We start from the raw sequence: 16,465 nt of genomic DNA, 5'->3' as shown, positions 1-16,465 counted from the left end.
GTGGTAACTGATCAGATCGCACAATTTGGACTGAGTTCCCTTCCCTGAGAGATCTACTATTAGGAACAGCTATTTAGTCCAGACTTAAGCTGGATGTATTGACCATTGTCTAATGGTAGTTTGTTGTATACCTGTCCATTACTAAAACGATAAGTAATTAAAGGGTGGTGGCTTAACATGTCGAGAGTTTTAGGCTCACCATGTTTAGATAAATAGTGTGGGGACGCAAATAGTCCATAAACTTCACGGCCTATTTCACGGCCGACGAGGTTTTCTTCTGTTACCTCAGCAGCAAGACGAAAAGCAACATCAATATCATTTTTGACGAGATCTTGTTCGTAAGGTGAACTTATGATTTCGACTTCGACATTTGGATGAAGTTTCATAAAGTCAAACACCATTTTACCGATGTTCATCATAATCGGTGAAATCATGATTTTTAATTTGCCCGATAACTCTCTATCTGGGCTTTGTAGCTGAGATATGGTTGAGTCAAGTTGCTCCATGATAGGCAGGCTTGAACGATAGAATTTGTTACCTGCTGCCGTGAGTGTGATATGCCTGCTGTGACGATGAAAAAGCTTAGTATTTAAATCTGTTTCTAATTGTTTGATCCTACGACTAATGTTGGATTTTGGTAGGTCTAGCCACTTAGCTGTTTCGGTTAGTGAGCCGAATTCAACAACCTTGTGGAATAGCTTAATATCTTCTGTTTTCATGCCGCAGACCAGAATCGTGACTTAATGCTCTATTTTAGCAAGAAGCATCAGGGTTACTGTTCTAGTTAATGGAACGAATTGTTCTTATGGGTGCTGTTTATAAATTATTCAGGGTTCTTATACTCGTTATCCCATTATGATATTTAAGATACACCTAAGAAATGGCCAACACGTGTAAACATAAGATAGTCGTAAGTATAAAAAGGAGCTGGTGGCAGCGCTTGATCTACAAGCAGATTTATTGCTGCAGCTATTGTAATGAGGAGTTCAAGCTGTGAGCTTGGATAACAAAAGGACTCGAGATCTCGTGCTAAGGAAGAGTGCCAATCACCTGCGTAATGTAAGGGAACGGTTTTTAGAGCGAGTCTACCTTGAACACAGCAAACCTCCCTCAAACAATAAAAGAAAACGCCCGCATTCATGAAATAGCGGGCGTTTTGATCTTATCCGAAAGGAAGGTAGTTACTTCATCGTTTCTACTTTTTGCTGAAGCGCATCAAGTTGCTGCATTTTGTCTTTCAGCCCCATTGACTGGTAGTTAATCGAAGCAGGGTTCATCAACTGCCCTTGCTGCATTGGGTAATCAGGCAAGGTCTTGAAGAAATCACCAATCACGTCTTGGATTGGAACAAACAACCACATGTTGTCAGCCATCCAGCGCATGTACATACCAGATTCGTGCGGTGCTTTCTCAAATGGGTCAGCACGAAGGTGAATAATCTGTGGCCAGTTCTGCTCGAAACGAATAGCATCTGAAATATTACCTTCCATTACCGCGAAGTTTAGCTTCCAGTCGTGCCAACGAACAGCGTTTAGTTCACCGTTAGCAGAGAAGTAAAGCAAAGATTCTCGAGGGCCTTTATTTTCTTTACCTTCAAAATAAGGCTTGAAGTTGTAGCCATCGATGTGGACTTTCCAATCTTTACCGTTAGCGCTATAGCCGTCAGCCAATTTTTCTTTCACGTCTGGAACACCAGCAGCGGCCATTAGTGTTGGCAGCCAATCTTGGTGAGCCATCATTTCATTGATGCGCGAACCTGATTCGATAACGCCCGGCCAGCGAACTAGCTGAGGAACGCGCATGCCGCCTTCCCAAGTGGTGCCTTTCTCACCATGGAATGGCGTTGCACCACCATCAGGCCAAGTTACCGTTTCTGCACCGTTATCAGTTGAATAGATAACGATGGTGTTGTCAGCAATCTTCAATTCATCAAGTTTATCAAGCAAGATACCGACGTGGTCATCGTGCTCTAGCATGCCATCGGCGTAGATACTGATCCCAGATTTTCCTTGGTATTTCTTCTGCAGGCGAGTCCAAACGTGCATACGTGTGGTGTTATGCCAAATAAAGAAAGGCTTATCGGCTTTCACTGCTTTTTCCATAAAGGCCAGAGACGCTTCAAGGAACTCCTCGTCTGCGTGTTCCATACGCTTGCGGGTCATTGGGCCGGTATCTTCAATTTTGCCGTCTGCGTAAGATTTGATAACGCCACGAGGACCATAGTTTTTACGGAACTCGGGATCTTTCGGATAGTAGTAAGTTTCTGGTTCTTCTTCTGCATTCAGGTGATAGAGGTTACCGAAGAATTCATCGAAACCGTGAGCGGTTGGTAAATGCTGGTCTTGGTCACCAAGGTGGTTTTTACCAAATTGCGCAGTCACATAGCCTTGTTCTTTCAGAAGATCAGCAATAGTGGGTGCCCAATCAGGAATACCGTGGGTGGAGCCTGGCATACCAATCGTTAATAAGCCTGTACGGAAAGGTTCTTGGCCCGTAATAAACGACGCACGACCTGCGGTACAAGATTGCTGACCGTAGTGGTCGGTAAATAGGGCACCTTCATTGGCGATACGGTCGATATTCGGGGTCTCGTAACCCATCATACCTTGATTGTATGCACTGATATTCCAGTAACCGACATCATCACCGAAAATCGCCAAAATATTTGGTTTCTCAGCTGCAACAGCAGCGCTTGACGTTGCGAGAACCCCAAGACCGACAGCCAGTTTACTTACGTGGTTTGCCATATTAACTCCATTCAAATTTAGAGAGTTTTTTACTCAGCACAAGATGTGCTTATTTGTTGTTGCGCTAAGTTTCTGGCAATACGCGGATTTTGTCGCTTTATAGCGGTTATAACCTTTGGTTAATTACGTTAGCTAAAGTTCTGCTTTATAGATGATTTATGAGTTTGCTCAATAATAGGCACCGAGGCGCAAATGTGATCTCAGTCACTTCATAATTTGACGGTTTGAACCTTTAGATGAGCAAAAAAATACTTGATTTAGATCAATCAGAGTCGCGGAACTACCTATTGTGAGCTATTAATTTTTGTTGCAGGACGCCATTTATTCTTAGTGACTGAGGTTGATATGACAGCGAGAAAAGGCTTCAAAAGCAGATTAATGATACTTGCAACACTGCTGGCCAGTGTAGCAAGCAGCAGTATCGCAGCAGAAAAACCCAATATTTTGGTTATTTGGGGAGACGACATCGGTCAAACCAATATCAGTGCTTACACATTTGGGTTAGTGGGCTATCAGACTCCAAACATAGATAGCATTGCCAAAGAAGGGATGATGTTTACCGACTATTACGGTGAGCAATCCTGTACTGCTGGTCGCTCTACCTTCATTACTGGACAAACTGTATTGAGAACAGGCTTAAGTAAGGTAGGCCTACCCGGTGCAGATCTCGGTTTGCAGGCGGAAGATGCGACGATCGCCGAAATGCTAAAACCCCTCGGTTATATGACAGGGCAGTTTGGTAAGAATCACCTTGGCGACAAAGATGAACATCTACCAACGTCCCATGGTTTCGACGAATTCTTCGGTAATCTCTATCACCTCAACGCTGAAGAAGAACCTGAAAATGTCGACTACCCGAAAGATCCCGAGTTCCGTAAAAACTATGGTCCTCGTGGCGTTATCAAATCTTACGCGGACGGCAAAATTGAAGATACCGGTCCGCTAACCCGTAAACGCATGGAAACGGTTGATGAAGAAACGTTAGATGCGGCGCTAGATTTTATGGATCGTGCTGTGAAAGCGGAAAAACCGTTCTTTGTATGGTGGAATGCCACACGTATGCATTTCCGTACTCATGTTAAAGAGGAAAACTCGGGTAAAACTGGGATTAGTTTTTATGCCGACGGCATGGTAGAGCATGATAATCATGTTGGTGCGCTACTGAAAAAGGTAGATGACCTTGGTATAAAGGATAACACCATCGTCTTTTATTCTACCGACAATGGCCCGCACATGAACTCTTGGCCGGATGCTGGGTTAACGCCTTTCCGCGGTGAGAAGAACACCAACTGGGAAGGGGCGTATCGGGTACCTGCTATGGTGCGTTGGCCTGGCAAAATCAAGCCAGGCAGTATTTCAAACGAAATAATGCACCATATGGACTGGATGCCAACCTTGGTTGCTGCCGCCGGTGATGATCAGATCAAAGAGAAGTTGCTAGAGGGCTATCAAGCGGGTGACAAGAAGTTCAAGGTTCACCTTGATGGTTACAATTTCTTGCCTTATTTGACGGGTGAAGTTGATGTCGGTCCACGTGAGGAAATTTTCTACTTTACCGATGATGGTGACTTGAGCTCACTTCGTTTCCATAATTGGAAGATTGTGTTCTTGGAGCAGCGCGCTAAAGGGACATTGCGTATTTGGGCTGAACCTTTTACACCGCTTCGTGTACCGAAGATCTTCAACCTCAGAATGGATCCTTACGAAGTGGCTGATATTACCTCCAATACATACTACGACTGGATGCTAGACCGTGCCTTCATGCTAGTACCTGCGCAAGCCTATGTGTCCAAGTTCCTTGAGACATTTAAGGAGTTCCCGCCGAGGCAAAAAGCCGCTAGCTTCTCGCTTGACCAGGTAATGGAAAAGCTCCAACAACCTCAAAATAAATAAGATGTTTTTATATCCAAGTGGCATTCAGTTACGAGGTTCAGCGAGAACTGTGATATCACTTGGATAAATAGGGCTCTTCGGAGCCCTTTTTTGTTTTTCGTACTCTATCTTTATGTCAGAGAACTTACTTCAATCAAGGATGGTTATGGCACGGTTAAATTGGTACAGCGGATGTATCATCGTACTTTTAGGACTCTTGGTTGTTCTATTGATTCGTCAACCTGTATTGGGGCAAACATCAACATATGTGGGTAGTGAAGCCTGTATGGATTGTCATGATGAACAGGTGAAAGCATGGCGAGGTTCGCATCATGAAATGGCAATGAAGCATGCTGCTGCAGACTCTGTTTTAGGCAACTTTTCTGATGAGACACTGAAGCATAATGGAAAAACAAACCGGTTCTTCAAGAAAGAAGGAGAATACTGGGTCCATATAGCAGGTGCCGATCAACAATTCGCGGATTTTAAAATTAGCTATACTTTTGGCGTTTACCCTTTACAGCAATACATGGTTGAATTTCCCGATGGCCGAGTACAGTTAATTCCCTTCGCATGGGATTCTCGTCCACCAGAGCAGGGCGGCCAACGCTGGTTTCATCTCTATCCAGAGACAACGCCTGTAGATGAGTTCTATTGGACCAATGCTGGTCAAAATTGGAATTTCATGTGTGCTGACTGTCACTCAACCAATCTCAAAAAAAATTACGATGAAAAGTCAGATTCTTATGATACTACGTGGTCTGAAATCAATGTTGGCTGCGAAGCCTGCCACGGCCCTGCAAGCGCGCATATTGAATACATCGCGAAATCCAGTGATAAACTAACCACATCTGATTCGAATGAACTGATACATGCAAATACCTTAATGGGCTTTGATCGAGACCTCAGTGAAGCGGTCAAAGAGTGGGTATTCCTTGACGGTCATAAAACCCTACAACCAAAATCTATACATCCAACGGATCAGTTGCAAACCTGTGCCCAGTGCCACAGTCGGCGTACACAGCTTAATGAGTCGGCAAGTCATGTTAAAGGATCGTTTTTGGATAAATATCGGCTGAGTCTTATCACGCCTGAACTTTATTATCCTGATGGCCAAATTTACGATGAAGATTATGTCTATGGCTCATTTTTGCAATCACGAATGGCCGAGAAAGGGGTAACGTGTACCAACTGTCACGATCCTCATACGGCTCAGTTGAAAATTCCAGAAGAAGCGGTTTGCAGCCAATGCCATGTCTCTCCTAAGTATGTATCAAGCAAGCACACCCTTCATGATGCTGGCACAGAAGCAGCTAAGTGCACGACTTGCCACATGCCAGAAACGACTTACATGCAGGTTGATCCTCGGCGCGATCACAGCTGGCATGTGCCACGGCCAGATTTAAGTAAGCATATCAATACGCCAAATGTCTGTACGGGATGTCACGAGGATAAAACGAATCAATGGGCAGACGAGGTGTTAGTGAAGCACTTTCCCGATTCTGATTACCGTCAACAACACTTCGGTGTGGCGTTCTATGCCGATAGCATTGGCCATAATGCGGCGCCAGATGCTCTTTCGTATACAGCACAAGATGCCAGTTTAAGCGATATTATTCGAGCATCGGCATTGTCCAGAATAGCGGGAAATACGGGGCAAAACACCTTGGTCGCTATAGCCAGGGCAGTAAAAAATGATAGTGAGTTTATAAGGTTAGGTGCTATTGAAGGGTCATCGGGCTACGGTTGGCCTGAGCGCTGGCAAATTCTCTCCCCTTTGCTAAATGACCCTGTCCTATCAGTGAGAACAGAAACGGCAGGAGCCTTGGTTGGGTACTGGTCGCAGATGAATATTCAGCAACGAAGTAGCCTAAATAAGCCTTTACAAGAGTATATAGAGATACAGAAATTTAACGCAGACAGAGGTTTTGGCCGGACCAACCTTGGCAATGTTTATCGTGCGCTGGGGGAAATGGATGAAGCGATTGAATGGTATCAAGGGGCTATCGAGATTGAACCTTATTTTGCTAATAGCTATGTCAATTTAGCTGATTTATATCGTAACCAAAAGCAAGAAGGTTTAGCGCTGGAAGTGTTGCAGCAAGGGATAAAGGCACAACCCAATGACAGTGTGCTGCCATACAGTGCTGGTTTAGCCTATTTGCGTGTGGGAAAAACAAAGCAAGCTAACGGCTATTTGAAACAAGCTGCCGAGATGGCTGCAGATAATCCTCACTATTGGTATGTCTACGGTTTGGCGTTGGAAAAAACCGATGTGTTAGCGTCCAGTAAAGCGTTGTCTGCCGCATTTCGTATTAGCGGTAATCCGCAGCACCTCTATGCCCAATGTGAAGTGCTAGCACGGAATTATCAGCAAGGTGAAGTGGCTAGTGACTTTGAGCGTTGCACTCAGCAGTTGGGCAAAATTGTACCGCCTGAAGTGGTTAGTCAATTGAAATTACAGGTCCGCAATTAGTTTTTTCGGCTTAAGCTGTAATGGCCTTTATAACTATTAGTTATTAGTCTTGCAGGTAAGATAGCGTCATTAGATACAGCGAAAGAATTAACCGATGAGGGTAAGTCATGAATCAAGCACAGCAGGCGATTAATCGACTTATTGAGCAAACAGAGAAAAGTGTGATTGGCCAGCGCCATGTGGTGGAAGCGTTAGTAATAGGTTTGTTGGCCAATGGTCATGTTTTGTTGGAAGGCTTACCAGGTACCGCGAAAACACGCTCGGTTAAATCATTGGCGAATTTGTTGAGTACTGACTTTGGTCGTATTCAGTTTACCCCTGATCTTTTGCCTTCGGATGTCACGGGTACGGAGATTTATCAAGATCTCGATGGTAAGCCTCAGTTGCATTTTCAGCCGGGGCCCATTTTTAATAGCATTGTTCTTGCCGATGAGGTGAACCGTGCACCGGCAAAAGTTCAAGCAGCTTTGCTCGAAGCAATGGCCGAGGGAACAATCACCGTCGGTGATACGACCCATCAATTGCCTGAGTTGTTTATGGTGTTAGCGACTCAGAACCCGGTGGAACAAGAAGGTACCTACCCGTTACCGGAAGCGCAGATGGATCGCTTCATGATGAAAGTGACGGTTGAATACCCAGAAGACGAGGCCGAACGGGATATTATCCGCTTAGTTCGAGGTGAAGAGCTGGGAGCAATTGTCACTAGTCCAAACAACGATTTGCAAGACAATATCAATCCTGATGTTGTTTTGGAAGCTCGCCGCCAACTACCCAATATCACCGTCTCTGATCTGGTTGAGCGCTACATTGTTGCTTTAGTCATGGCAACGCGTAAGCCAGAGCGTTACCCCAATTCGAATTTATCTAAATGGATTGAGGTTGGTTCAAGTCCCCGAGCCTCCATTGCCCTTGATAAATGTGCTCGTGCCTACGCTTGGTTGCAAGGTCGTGATCACGTTTTGCCCGATGATGTTCGCGCCATGTCGCCAATGGTGTTGGGGCACCGTTTTACGCTTACCTATGATGCCCTTGCTGATGGGATAAACCATTTGAGGATTGTCGAGGAGTTGCTCGACCATGTAGAAATCGGATAACCGGGGGGCTGTATGGCAAAGCCAAACATTGCGCCTCATTCTACAGGGCTGGATACTCGAATTTACTGTGACTACTCACGTTTGGTGCGCTTACAATCTCAAATTGGTGTGTTTAGTTTATTGCCCCATTTGAAAGCTGGCAGTGTGCTATCAGGTAGACATAATTCGTTGTTTCGAGGCAGGGGCCTGAACTTTGAGGAGTTACGTCATTACCAACTGGGTGATGATATTCGTAACTTGGACTGGAAAGTCACATTGCGCACAGGTAAACCTCATGTGCGAAGTTATACCGAAGAAAAAGATCGCAATGTGATTATCTGTGTCGATCAGCGTAGCCAGATGTTTTTCTCATCCACAACCGTGATGAAGTCTGTTATCGCAGCAGAAATTGCAGCCATGTGCGGTTGGCGGGTACTAAAAGATGGTGATCGTGTTGGCCTTGTCATCGCCTCTGCCGAGAAAATTTATCACAGTAAATCCCAGCGTTCACAGCATGCTTTTATGGCGCAGTTAAAGCTATTAGCGAACGCCAATCAGCAACTCAATGTAGAAACGATCAATAGTGATAGGGTGAGTTTCTCATTGTGGCTCGAGCAAATTAAGCGCATGAAGCTATCTCAGTCGACCATCGTATTTATGACCGATTGGCGGGATTGTGAGGAGCGCCACCTTGATCAGCTCAAGCAGTTACAAATACATAATGACGTATTGGCTGTGTTGATTAATGACCCGCTGGAGCAAACCTTACCCCGAGAGTTAGCTAAATCAAACTGGGTCGTTGGCGATGGTCAGTATCAGCTGAGTCTCGATACGACAGAAAAAGTTGATCAGGCCAGCGCGAGTATGGCAGCGCGCAGTTACCTGACTCGGCAATCATTGACCCGCCTGATGGCATTGAAGAGCTTACCGTTTATTGAATTGGACACTAAAGGGGCTCATATCGCACAGTTTCAGCGACTTGTTGGGAGGCAATAAGCATGAGTATTGAACACACACCTCCAAGTACGTACATACTGCGTGAGCTTAATGATGTCACCGTACCAGATAGTATCAGTTGGGTGCCACAAACCATTGGCTGGAAAGTGCTATTGGTTGTGTTAATTATTGTAGCGGCTTATTTGAGTTATAGGTGGCTGCTGCGCTGGTGGTGTAACCGTTATCGAACTGAAGCCATTGAGGCTTTAACCCATTTATCGATTGAACATCATCACTTCGAAGACATATTGTTTTCTATTTTAAAAATGGTGCTGGTGTATTTAGATCCCGCCAATGGCAAGTTATTTGGTCGATCTTTTTTGCAAAAGATCGATGAATTAAGTGATGAAAGTACTTTATTTAATGACGAAATAGCCCAGAAGTGGGTTCAGTCGTTGGTTAACCCTTCAACCGTTCTTGATAGCCGCGAGCGAGAAATTTTACGTCAACGTGCTGTGTTGTGGGCGAAAACGCATCAAGGCAATTCCCAAAAATTCGCTTCTGTCAGATCGCTATTTGATAAACGGTCGAATGAGCGAACAGGGCGGGGGGAAAGTCGCCATGTTTAATTTCTCGTTAATCAATTTGGAATTTGTACATCCTTGGTGGTTTCTAGCTCTGCCTTTACCTCTGATTGTTTTCTATTTCGTGCCAGCATACCGAACCAAGCAAAGTGCGATTAAAGTGCCATTTTTTAGCCAGTTGATTGAGGCCTTGGGTGAAACACCATCGACAGGGGCGAATCAGTTATCCCCGTCTTGGTGGCAGCGGCTGACTTTGGCGATTTCTTGGGTGCTGATTATTACAGCACTAGCAAAACCAACCATCTTGGGTGAACCACAGGTGAGAGAAAGTTATGGTCGGGATGTGATGGTACTGGTTGATTTGTCTGGCTCTATGGCAGAGCAAGACTTTACCTCGTCGGCGGGCCAGAAAGTGTCTCGTCTTGAGGCGGTGAAAGAGGTACTGGCGGATTTTGTTACAACCCGTCAAGGGGATCGCTTAGGGCTAATTTTGTTTGGTGATGCGGCATTTTTACAAACCCCCTTTACCGCCGATCAAGAGGTGTGGCTCGCGCTTCTTAATGAAACAGAAGTGGCAATGGCTGGACAGAGTACCCATCTTGGTGACGCGATGGGGCTAGCCATCAAGGTGTTTGAGCAAAGCCATCAAGAAAAAGGTGATGAAGATAGAGAGAAAGTAGCCATTGTACTTACTGATGGCAATGATACTGATAGCTTCGTTGAACCAATAGAAGCGGCAAAGGTTGCAAAAGCCAAGGAAGTTCGCATCCATATGATCGCGATGGGTGATCCGAAAACCGTCGGTGAAACCGCTCTGGATATGACAACAATCAACCGGGTTGCCAAAGAGTCTGGTGGCCAGGCATTTGTGGCACTCGATCGCGCCGCACTTTCAGATGCCTACGAAGAGATCGGCAACTTGGAGCCACAGCTCTATGAAAGCTCAACCTATCGTCCTAAGCAAAGTATTCATCACTATCTTATTGCCATTGTGGTGGTGATGTACCTTGTCGCGTTTTCGCTGGCGACAATAATGCGTCGTAAGAAGCTAATTACAGGAGCCAAAGGCGCGGAGAATAACAATGTTCGATAGTCTTAGCCTACAGCAGGTAATTACTCAATTTCATTTTATTCGACCGCTATGGTTACTGGCTTTTATTCCTATGGGGCTATTGTTTTGGCTGCGTTGGCGGGAAGCCAACCAACCCGGCTGGAAAGATGTTTTACCCGATCACCTTCGCAAGGTGTTAACCATTGGCGAAAAAGGTTGGAGCAAACAACTTCCCCTCAAGTTACTGACCTTGATTATTACTATTGGTGTCTTGGTCTGCGCTGGGCCGACGTGGCAACGACAAGCGTCGCCGTTTGGTGAAGATAAAGCGTCAATGCTGGTATTGCTTGATAGCAGTGAATCTATGCTAGAGCAAGATTTACCGCCAAGTCGGTTGGAGCGGGCTAAACAGAAGGTTCGTGATTTGTTAGCGCTTAGACAGGGGGGGAGTACGGGGCTGGCTGTGTTTGCAGGCTCAGCGCATGTTGCCATGCCCATGACTCAAGATACTAAAGTGTTTGAGCCCATTTTGGCGGCGATTTCCCCTGAAATAATGCCTGTTGAAGGTAAATTCGCGGAAAAATCTTTGCCGTTAATTGATCAATTACTTCAGGGCAAGCCGGGATCAACCGTGTTATTAGTATCTGACGGGACAAACCCGAATACGATTGCCGCTTTCAAATCGTATTTTAGCGATAAGCCTTACCAGTTAATGATATTTGGGGCAGGTAACAATAATGTTGTCAGTGATGCCCCTGCTGATTTTGACTCATTGCGTCAACTGGCAAGTGAAGTGAATGGGCGATTTATTGAAATGACGGTTGATAGCAGCGATGTTGAGCAGCTAAATCGTTCAGTTGAACGTAATATGCAGCTTAACGGCGAGTCATCCATGCCTTGGCAAGACATGGGTTATCAACTGTTACTTCCTATAGCCTTAGTCATGTTGCTTTGGTTTCGAAAAGGTTGGTTGGTGCAGTGGTGTGTTGTGCTGTCACTGACCGGGTCATTATTGGTCGCACCGACGGTGAAAGCCGAAACCGTTGTGGCGTCTAAAGCGCAAACCTCGCAGCCAGCTGAAGTGGTGACAACATGGGATAAAGCAGCTCAATGGTGGTGGGATTTATGGCTAACGCCTGATCAGCAAGGTCAACGACTCTTAAATCAAGGCGAGTATCTTGACGCGGCAAAGCATTTTGTCGACCCGTTAAGAAAGGGGACTGCTTACTATTATGCCTCTGAGTATAAACAAGCCCACCGTGCTTTTTTGCAAATGGACAGCGATTTTGGCTTATATAACGCTGCCAGTGCGCTGGCGAGACAGCGAGAGTATCTAGCGGCAAGGGACTTGTTACAGTCACTCGCAGATAAGAAATCCCTTGCTGCTGAATTACGGCCGAGTGTTGAACATAACCTCGATGTGATAGGCGGTATTGTCGACGAAATTAACCTAATTAGTGAAAGCCAGGCGGGAACCACTGACGGGCCTGAAGAATCTTTTGAATTAAATGACGATAAACCGCGTACTGCCGATGGAGCCGATGAAATAACAGCGGGTGAATTAATGATTAAAGACACGCTCAATGCCAATGAAATCTTGGGCAGCAATGAATTGGCGGATAAGTGGTTAAAAAGGGTAGAGGCCGATCCTAAGTACTTCCTACGGGCTAAATTCCAGTTACAGCTCAATGAGCCAAGTCATACCACTGTCTCGAATGGTACAAGTGAAGCTGGAGAGGCACAGCAATGAAGATACTATTTTCATTACGTATATTGAAGCAGCAGACAAAGAGCGCTGCTCATTTGTTAGTGCGCTTAATGGTTATTTTTGCCTGTGCAGGCAGTACCTCGAGTTACGCTGTCACAGTTTCAGATTTACAAACTAGCAATGATGTAGAGATTAAGTCTTGGCTAGCGGATTCAGGCTCAGATTCTAGGACGGGGTCAGATACAGATCAGAACCAACTGCCGAGCTTCAGCGTTAACCAACAAGTGATACTTTATGTTGAAGTCGCAACCCCGCGCTGGTTCACCGGTGGCACTCGAATAGAGGCAGTTGAAATACCGAATGTCATCGCTAAGCAGCGTAATCAGCTGGCGACCAATTATACCGAGAGAAAAGGGGGAGTGACTTGGTCTAGGCAGCGATGGGAAATCACTTTATACCCTGTCAAGTCGGGTACATATTCTATTCCTCCGTTGGCGGTGAATGTGCAAGTATCAGCGCCTGGTGGGGGTAATAGCTCTGGTACGTTGTATACCAAGCCCATGGTGTTTAACGCCACCTTACCTTCAGGCTTAGTGAGTGACCAAAGTCCCTGGTTTACCGCATCTAATGTGGATGTAGAACAAGAATGGAAACAATCCAATGATGAGCTGAAAGTGGGTGATGTTATTACCCGTAAGGTGACTATTCAGGCACAAGATAGCCTTTCGGTATTATTGCCAAATCTGCTTGATAGCGAGTCATCGGCCTACTTTCAAGGTTACCCTCAACCACATCGTTTAGCTGACTCGCAAACAAGGGGGGATTATCAATCTAGCCGGGTTGAAGAAACCGTGTATGTGATTCAGCAAGGCGGTGATTTCAGTTTGCCTGAGCATCAATTTCAGTGGTGGAATGTCAAAACCAACCAACTGGAGACCGTCACTGTCGAAGGTAAACATTTTCATGCTCGTCATACCCCTGCTTCTTTTGTGAAGGCTAATCTACACGCCTTGATTGCAGTTGTTGTGACAGTGGCTGTTGCGTTGGCGGTATTTTTCGCGGCACGACGTTTTTATCGTACCCACCCTAAACCACCATGGCTTCTATTTTGGTTTGATGTCCAAAAGGGAAAGTGGCCACAAGCGAGGGGAAAACTGTATCGCCATTTACGTCAAACAACGAACACGCTTGAAATGAATAAAGTGGCGAGTGATACCGTTTGGTCGAAAACAAGTGTTCAAATCCAAGCCGGCGAAGAAAAGGCTAATGTGTTTATGAAGATGTGGCGGCTGATTAGTGGCAAGCAAAGCGCACGAAGATGGGGAAAGCTACCTAAAGCACTCCCTAATTTAGATAAACTGCACAAGGCGCGTTGATAGGCCTTAACTGACTGAATATTTTGGCCTATTGTTGGATCGAGGAAGAATAGTAAAGTGACTCAAAAGATGAAAAGTACCGATCTTAATCTCATTCCTATCTTTGTTGCTATCTTTGAAGAGCAAAGTCTATCTAAAGCAGCCGTGCGCATGAATATCAGTCAGCCCGCAGTGAGTAAGGGCCTAAAACGCCTACGGGAGATCTATGATGATCCCTTGTTTCACCGTAATGCTAGCGGCGTAGATCCAACAGCATTTGCCAGTGATATCTATCCAGCTTTAGCCGCTTCTTTGAAGAACTTTAGTTCAACCTTATCGGCATCACGAGAGTTTGACCCTAAAACATCGAAGCGGATATTTTCTATCGCTTGTGTGTCAGTGGCAAGCTATAGCGTTATTCCTGCATTGATCGAGAGGGTACGTATGGAAGCGCCTAATATTGCTTTCGAAATACACCCTTTATTCACTGAAGATATGGAGGCGGATTTACGGTTGCAGCGATACGATCTGGTGATAGATTTGCCTCCGCGTGGACGTAGCCTGTTAAAATCTCAGGTCCTTTATTCTGAGGAACTCAGTGTGGTGTGCTGTAAGCATCACCCTCGATTTTCTGACTCGATCACTATCGAAGAGTTTATTACTGAAGACCATGTGGTGGTGTCCCGCTGGCATGCGCGCGGCAGTTTATTAAATGCTGAGGATATTCCGGAGCTTGATCAACGAAATATTGTTGTTCGTGCACCGGGCGCAGTAGAAATGCTGCCTATAATTGCTGGCTCTGACATGATTGGCATTTTACCAAGATCCATTATCAATGCCTTTTCTGAACGGTATGCAATTAAAGCGTTACCTTTGCCGTTTGGTGACGATATCTATGATCTGTGTGCGATATGGCACCCCAGCCGAACATCAGAAACCAGTCATCGCTGGCTAAGGCAATTGTTGTTTAAAGTGGTGAAAGATTGTTGATTATTTAACGCCCAATGTAGTGTTGGCGTTTTCCATCGCCTGACGTTATTGCATTATAACTTGCCATTACAGAGATAGATTTTCTGTGGGATTCATCCATTTCAGCGCTGTGTTTATATTGGAAATAGTTATCATTTTACTTAAGAGGTAAATAAACGTTCTTTCAATGTTTAATATGGTTTGCATGATAATCACCTATAATTTGTAATTGTCGAACCTCGTCAAATTGTTATTAATAAGGTGTGGTTTATGCGAAGTATTACTCTTTCAATTGGCTTAATTTCCACACTAATATTCGCTGGTTGTGCTGGCATTATTAGAGAACAAGCAGTCCCAGAATATTTAACAAATCAAGCAGTTGTTCCTGGTATGGAAGATGTCCGCTATCGCTTGGGGATAGATACGGAGGCTCTCAAAAAAGATGCGTTTGACTCCTTTTGGCGGGAAGCAGAGCAACTTAAGGCCAGTGGACATTCAGGGCCATTACCACCAGTACATTTTTTGGTTATATCCGGAGGGGGCGATCATGGTGCATTTGGTGCAGGCTTGCTAAGCGGCTGGACATCATCGGGAACTAGGCCTGAATTTAAATTAGTCACGGGTGTCAGTACAGGGGCGTTGATCGCACCATTTGCTTTTCTTGGCTCTGAATACGATGCTCGACTGAGGAATTTATATACGAATATATCTGCTGAAGACATTATCGAGCAACGTTGGTTTTTGGCTGCACTCACCTCTGATGCAATGGCTGACACTTCTCCCTTATGGGAGCTATTAGAAAAAGAGATTGATGAACGTTTACTTGAAGCCATTGCTGTCGAACATGACAAAGGCAGGATGCTCCTCATTGCGACGGTGGATCTTGATGCAAGGAATTCCGTAATATGGAATATGACAAAGATAGCGGCCAGCGGTGACCCGAAAGCATTGCATTTATTTCGTTCTGTATTAATTGCTTCAGCATCGATTCCTGGAGCCTTTCCCCCTGTTATGATTGACGTTGAGGCAAGAGGTCAACATTATCAAGAAATGCATGTTGATGGTGGCACAATGTCGCAGCTGTTCATCTATCCTCCTGAATTACATACAAAGGAAATATCTGAGAAGCAACATGTGGAGAGGGAAAGGTATGCTTACATAATACGTAATGCTAAGTTGGATCCTAAGTGGGCGTCAGTCGAACGCCAGACGATGAGTATTGCAGAGCGTGCTATATCTTCCTTGATACAAACTCAGGGGGTCGGAGACCTATATAGAGTGTATTTGATCACACAGCGAGATGGTGTTGATTACAACTTGGCTTATGTGCCTGAAGATTTTAATCATCCTCACCATGAGGAGTTTGATACTGAATTTATGCGGGCACTTTTCCAAACAGGTTACGAAATGGCGCTGAGAGGGTATCCTTGGAGTAAGATGCCGCCAGGCTTCTGATAGCGTTGCTGTTCTTTTCATCATAGTATGCTGACGGTGTCGACGTACTATGATGAAAATGTAATACCAATCTGGATAAGTAGTTGATCAAGTATTTGCACTGGAAAAATCGTTGTTATCAAGGCTGATATTGCAGTAACTAGTGGCTCTAATTACAAAATATCTAACGCAGAGAACAGCGATTTTAACCTGCAAGACTGATCAAATATTTATGTAGGTTGGTATAAGCCTTAAAGGTA

At 45.0% G+C, this 16,465-nt stretch carries 12 protein-coding genes; 10 read left to right on the top strand and 2 right to left on the bottom strand.

The window, feature by feature from the left end; all coding sequences use genetic code 11:
* Positions 1 to 59: 59 nt before the first annotated feature.
* Both NHN17_RS13165 and NHN17_RS13160 read right to left on the bottom strand, forming a co-directional pair.
* The gene (locus NHN17_RS13165; protein WP_255043021.1) at positions 60 to 719 is read right to left on the bottom strand and encodes a LysR family transcriptional regulator; all 660 of its coding nucleotides are present in this window, start codon (positions 717 to 719) and stop codon (positions 60 to 62) included.
* Between the two features lie 462 nt (positions 720 to 1,181).
* A complete protein-coding gene (locus tag NHN17_RS13160) occupies positions 1,182 to 2,747 on the bottom strand; it encodes an arylsulfatase (protein WP_255043020.1) in 1,566 nt (521 codons plus the stop codon).
* Between the two features lie 345 nt (positions 2,748 to 3,092).
* Here NHN17_RS13160 and NHN17_RS13155 point away from each other — a divergent pair, with 345 nt between their 5' ends.
* From NHN17_RS13155 to NHN17_RS13110, 10 genes are all read left to right on the top strand, one after another.
* Complete coding sequence (locus tag NHN17_RS13155; RefSeq protein ID WP_255043019.1) at positions 3,093 to 4,640, top strand: arylsulfatase; 1,548 nt, start codon at positions 3,093 to 3,095, stop codon at positions 4,638 to 4,640.
* Positions 4,641 to 4,779: 139 nt separating this feature from the next.
* Complete coding sequence (locus NHN17_RS13150; protein ID WP_373689563.1) at positions 4,780 to 7,095, top strand: multiheme c-type cytochrome; 2,316 nt, start codon at positions 4,780 to 4,782, stop codon at positions 7,093 to 7,095.
* A gap of 107 nt (positions 7,096 to 7,202) precedes the next feature.
* Positions 7,203 to 8,189 carry an AAA family ATPase gene (locus NHN17_RS13145; RefSeq protein ID WP_255043017.1) on the top strand — a complete coding sequence of 329 codons (987 nt, stop codon included), beginning with the start codon at positions 7,203 to 7,205 and terminating at the stop codon, positions 8,187 to 8,189.
* Positions 8,190 to 8,201: 12 nt separating this feature from the next.
* A complete protein-coding gene (locus tag NHN17_RS13140) occupies positions 8,202 to 9,164 on the top strand; it encodes a DUF58 domain-containing protein (protein WP_255043016.1) in 963 nt (320 codons plus the stop codon).
* Positions 9,165 to 9,166: 2 nt separating this feature from the next.
* Entirely contained in the window at positions 9,167 to 9,733 is a 567-nt protein-coding gene (locus NHN17_RS13135; protein ID WP_255043015.1) for a DUF4381 domain-containing protein, read from the top strand.
* Positions 9,726 to 10,781, top strand: a complete 1,056-nt coding sequence (locus NHN17_RS13130; protein ID WP_255043014.1) for a vWA domain-containing protein — start codon at positions 9,726 to 9,728, stop codon at positions 10,779 to 10,781. The genes NHN17_RS13135 and NHN17_RS13130 overlap by 8 nt, the downstream gene beginning before the upstream one ends.
* Positions 10,771 to 12,489 (top strand): VWA domain-containing protein, encoded by a 1,719-nt coding sequence (locus tag NHN17_RS13125; RefSeq protein WP_255043013.1) that lies wholly within the window; start codon positions 10,771 to 10,773, stop codon positions 12,487 to 12,489. The genes NHN17_RS13130 and NHN17_RS13125 overlap by 11 nt, the downstream gene beginning before the upstream one ends.
* Positions 12,486 to 13,823: a hypothetical protein gene (locus NHN17_RS13120; RefSeq protein ID WP_255043012.1), complete on the top strand. Its 1,338-nt coding sequence runs from the start codon at positions 12,486 to 12,488 to the stop codon at positions 13,821 to 13,823. The genes NHN17_RS13125 and NHN17_RS13120 overlap by 4 nt, the downstream gene beginning before the upstream one ends.
* Positions 13,824 to 13,892: 69 nt before the next feature.
* Positions 13,893 to 14,792, top strand: coding sequence for a LysR family transcriptional regulator (locus NHN17_RS13115; RefSeq protein WP_255043011.1), 900 nt, complete (start codon positions 13,893 to 13,895; stop codon positions 14,790 to 14,792).
* A gap of 249 nt (positions 14,793 to 15,041) precedes the next feature.
* A complete protein-coding gene (locus NHN17_RS13110) occupies positions 15,042 to 16,226 on the top strand; it encodes a patatin-like phospholipase family protein (RefSeq protein WP_255043010.1) in 1,185 nt (394 codons plus the stop codon).
* Positions 16,227 to 16,465: the final 239 nt, after the last annotated feature.

Origin of the sequence: Photobacterium pectinilyticum (assembly GCF_024357955.1) — a bacterium.
GTDB classification, from domain to species: domain Bacteria; phylum Pseudomonadota; class Gammaproteobacteria; order Enterobacterales; family Vibrionaceae; genus Photobacterium; species Photobacterium pectinilyticum.
This window is presented reverse-complemented; position numbering and strand designations above follow the sequence as displayed.